Annotated in this window: 4 protein-coding genes and 1 pseudogene; 1 reads left to right on the top strand and 4 read right to left on the bottom strand. The window is 24.9% G+C overall.

What is annotated here, in order from left to right; translation table 11 throughout:
* Positions 1–94 precede the first annotated feature (94 nt).
* The 4 genes from XO12_RS10940 to XO12_RS10925 all read right to left on the bottom strand — a co-directional run bounded on the left by XO12_RS10940 (position 95) and on the right by XO12_RS10925 (position 2,422).
* Positions 95–589 carry a hypothetical protein gene (locus XO12_RS10940; protein ID WP_175420325.1) on the bottom strand — a complete coding sequence of 165 codons (495 nt, stop codon included), beginning with the start codon at positions 587–589 and terminating at the stop codon, positions 95–97.
* A gap of 344 nt (positions 590–933) precedes the next feature.
* A complete protein-coding gene (locus XO12_RS10935) occupies positions 934–1,335 on the bottom strand; it encodes an IS110 family transposase (RefSeq protein ID WP_047266658.1) in 402 nt (133 codons plus the stop codon).
* Between the two features lie 421 nt (positions 1,336–1,756).
* Positions 1,757–1,906 carry a hypothetical protein gene (locus XO12_RS10930; protein ID WP_156166196.1) on the bottom strand — a complete coding sequence of 50 codons (150 nt, stop codon included), beginning with the start codon at positions 1,904–1,906 and terminating at the stop codon, positions 1,757–1,759.
* 72 nt (positions 1,907–1,978) lie between these two features.
* Complete coding sequence (locus tag XO12_RS10925; RefSeq protein WP_052913285.1) at positions 1,979–2,422, bottom strand: IS110 family transposase; 444 nt, start codon at positions 2,420–2,422, stop codon at positions 1,979–1,981.
* 339 nt (positions 2,423–2,761) lie between these two features.
* Between XO12_RS10925 and XO12_RS10920 the strand changes: the two are divergent.
* A pseudogene (locus tag XO12_RS10920) lies at positions 2,762–2,886 on the top strand (IS21 family transposase); the annotation flags it as partial.

The following is a 2,886-nucleotide window of genomic DNA, read 5'->3' as shown; positions in this document are numbered from 1 at the left end:
TTCGTTTTTTATCTTTTTAATGATAATTTCAATGATTTTATTTTGTCTTATGATTTTTCTGATTTTTTCGTTTCTGTGAAAAAATGAGATTTACTTATTTTTTGTCTAATTTTCGGGGGTCAAGCCGCATTACTTCATTTTCATCAAGTTCTTTCCCTTCGCTTTTTTCTATCCCTTTATATCCAAAATATTCTAGATTATTGAATATTTTTAATTTACTTCTTGGTTCTATTATTCTGTTCATTACCGTTATCTTTAACATCTCTTCCACGTTATATTCTATATTCTTATCAAGCCTTTCAAAAAATCTTTTCATTTCATATCTTTCAAATATTTTATTTACTACTACTTTTACTCCAAAATTTCTTCTGGCTACTTCTTCCATTAAATTATCGTTTATTTTTTCGTATTCATCTATTTCAAATATTTTTAGTAATTTTTCTATCATCTTTTCAACATCTTTTTTACTGTATTTTTCAATATTTCCAAAATTTATAACAGTATGCTGCTTTACTTTGCCATTTTCTCTCACACTTTCCATTACTCTTAAATACTTTTTCCCTTTCACCTTTGATATTTTAACGAACATCATGCCATCTCCTTTTAGTGGTTTTCATATATATTATACCACTAAAAGTTAGTAAAATCAATAGTTATATGCATTAGTATATTAAGAAGTTAGCCACACATTTTTCCGGCTAACTTATGTTAATACACCTCAAACCCGCATTCTTTCGTTCCATTTCCTTAAATTTCACCATTTTGCTGTATTCTCTAAAAAGTCAAGAGATAAAATATAAAAATTATAATAAATTATTTTTTGATATTTTGTAAAAAAACTACACTTTTTACAGCAAACAATGTTGCAATAATTCAAACTAAACTATTTGTTTTTTGTAAATTAGTTTAGGTTTTGTGTGATATTTAAAGCAATCATGCTGTTTTAAGTTTTAAATATTCTGGATTAAATTCAGTATTATTTTTCCATAATGTATATACTAATTCTGCCAATTTTCTTGTTATTGCTGTTTGGGCAACTTTTTTTGGTTTCCCTCTTTTAATTAAAGCGTTGTATTTTTCTTTGTATTCTGGTATGTATTTTAAAACTCTTATGGCCCATAATGAAAATATATGTCTTAAATGGCTATTCCCTTTTTTTGATATTTTTTTATTTTTTCTGTATTTTCCTGATTGGGAAATTGTTGGATCAAGCCCTATATATGAGACAAAATGTTTTTTACTTTCAAAACGAGATATGTTTCCTATTTCTGATATAATTGTAAGTGGAGTTACTAATTCACCTGAGCCTGGAATAGAAATTATTGCTTTATACACTTGATAATATGGATTCTCTTTATCTATTTTCTCTTTATTTATGTTATCTCCATGATTATAGTAATTTTTATTGTCATCATATTTGTTATTATTACTGTTATTGCCATCAAAATACTCATTTTAAATATTCATATTAAAATTATTAAAAATTTCATTTGAAACTCTTTCTATTTCATCTTCGAGTATTTTTATTTGTTCTATATGGTTTTTAATTAATTCTATTTTCGATTTAATTAATATAGCAGAAGAATCGTGTTTTATACCAATTGAATGGTTTAAATCATTAATAACATTTAAAGCCTTTTCTTTGTTTCAGAAGCATCGCTTCGCGAAAAATCATTTTAATTATAATATTTGATTTAGATTGATATTTTAAAAATAATAGTAAATGGTCAAATATCAATGTATAAAAGCCCAACTTTTATACATTTGCTGAAGCAAGTAAATTTGTAACTTTTCTTTTATGCTTTAAAATGGATTTTAATGTTGGATATCGCAATAATAATTTCAACAGAACAGAGGAATCCATTTCTGAGAAATAATTTAATAATTCTGGTATATATTTAATCATGCTGCGCAAGCAGGAGGATTAAATGTTTTTTATTTAAAAATAATCCAATTCTTTATAAAAAACATTTGTTTTTTATAAATGTATTTTTAAAGATGCAAGGCTTTTAGCAATATTTTTTCTAGCTCTGAGCAAATTTCTCAATTCTAAAATTAAGTCATCAGGCTCAGATGATCTAATGGCATATTCTCTAAGTATGTATATAGCTTTGGCGATATTTTTAGAATCAATTTTATCAGTTTTTGAATGATTAAATGACCTCATAAAATTCTTAAGTGAATATGGATGTAATATTAAAACACTAATACCTTTTTCATTTAAAAACTGTTTTAATGCTAAATGATAAGTTCCTGTAGATTCCATAGCGATCATATATTCATCATTAATGTTTTTAATAACATCTAAAAATTCATTAAATTCATCATATGATTGTTTAAATACAAAATGTTTAAACTTTTTACCATCAAAAATTGCAACATCAAATTTAGTTGATGAAATATCAATCCCAACAGTAAACATACAGAGCACCTCCTTCTGACATACGACCGTGCTTTGTACAAGCTTTCAATGCTTAATTCTCTAAACCATGCTAAAAGGAGATGATAACTACAGCTAACAAGCTCTAAGCTTAGTCAAAGTCTCTATCTTTCTCCATATGATTTAATATTTTCAAAACTGTTTTTCTATGAAATATTTTATATCAATATTTTTTCTAAATCAACATTAGAATTATCAATTCTACACAATACAACAAGAACTAAATCAAACCATACTAATAATTATTATACTTAATTATTATTATATTTTATATTATATATTATAATTTTCTATTTTAATTATACACGGTCAAAGTCAGGAATAAATTATAAAATGAAAGCATTTGCAAAAGATTTTGGATTTAAAATCAAATTATGTAAGCCAAGACATTCATATACTAAAGGGAAGGTTGAATCAGCAAATAAATTCATATCTTGGATATTAGC

It is taken from the genome of Marinitoga sp. 1154 (genome assembly GCF_013363285.1).
GTDB lineage: Bacteria > Thermotogota > Thermotogae > Petrotogales > Petrotogaceae > Marinitoga.
The sequence above is the reverse complement of the archived record's forward strand: the minus strand, read 5'-3'. Positions and strand labels throughout refer to the sequence as shown.

Coding starts and splice junctions, on each gene's coding strand:
- XO12_RS10940 (WP_175420325.1), bottom strand. CDS start 589: ATGTTCGTTAAAATATCAAAGGTGAAAGGGAAAAAGTATTTAAGAGTA.
- XO12_RS10930 (WP_156166196.1), bottom strand. CDS start 1,906: ATGATTAAATATATACCAGAATTATTAAATTATTTCTCAGAAATGGAT.
- XO12_RS10925 (WP_052913285.1), bottom strand. CDS start 2,422: ATGTTTACTGTTGGGATTGATATTTCATCAACTAAATTTGATGTTGCA.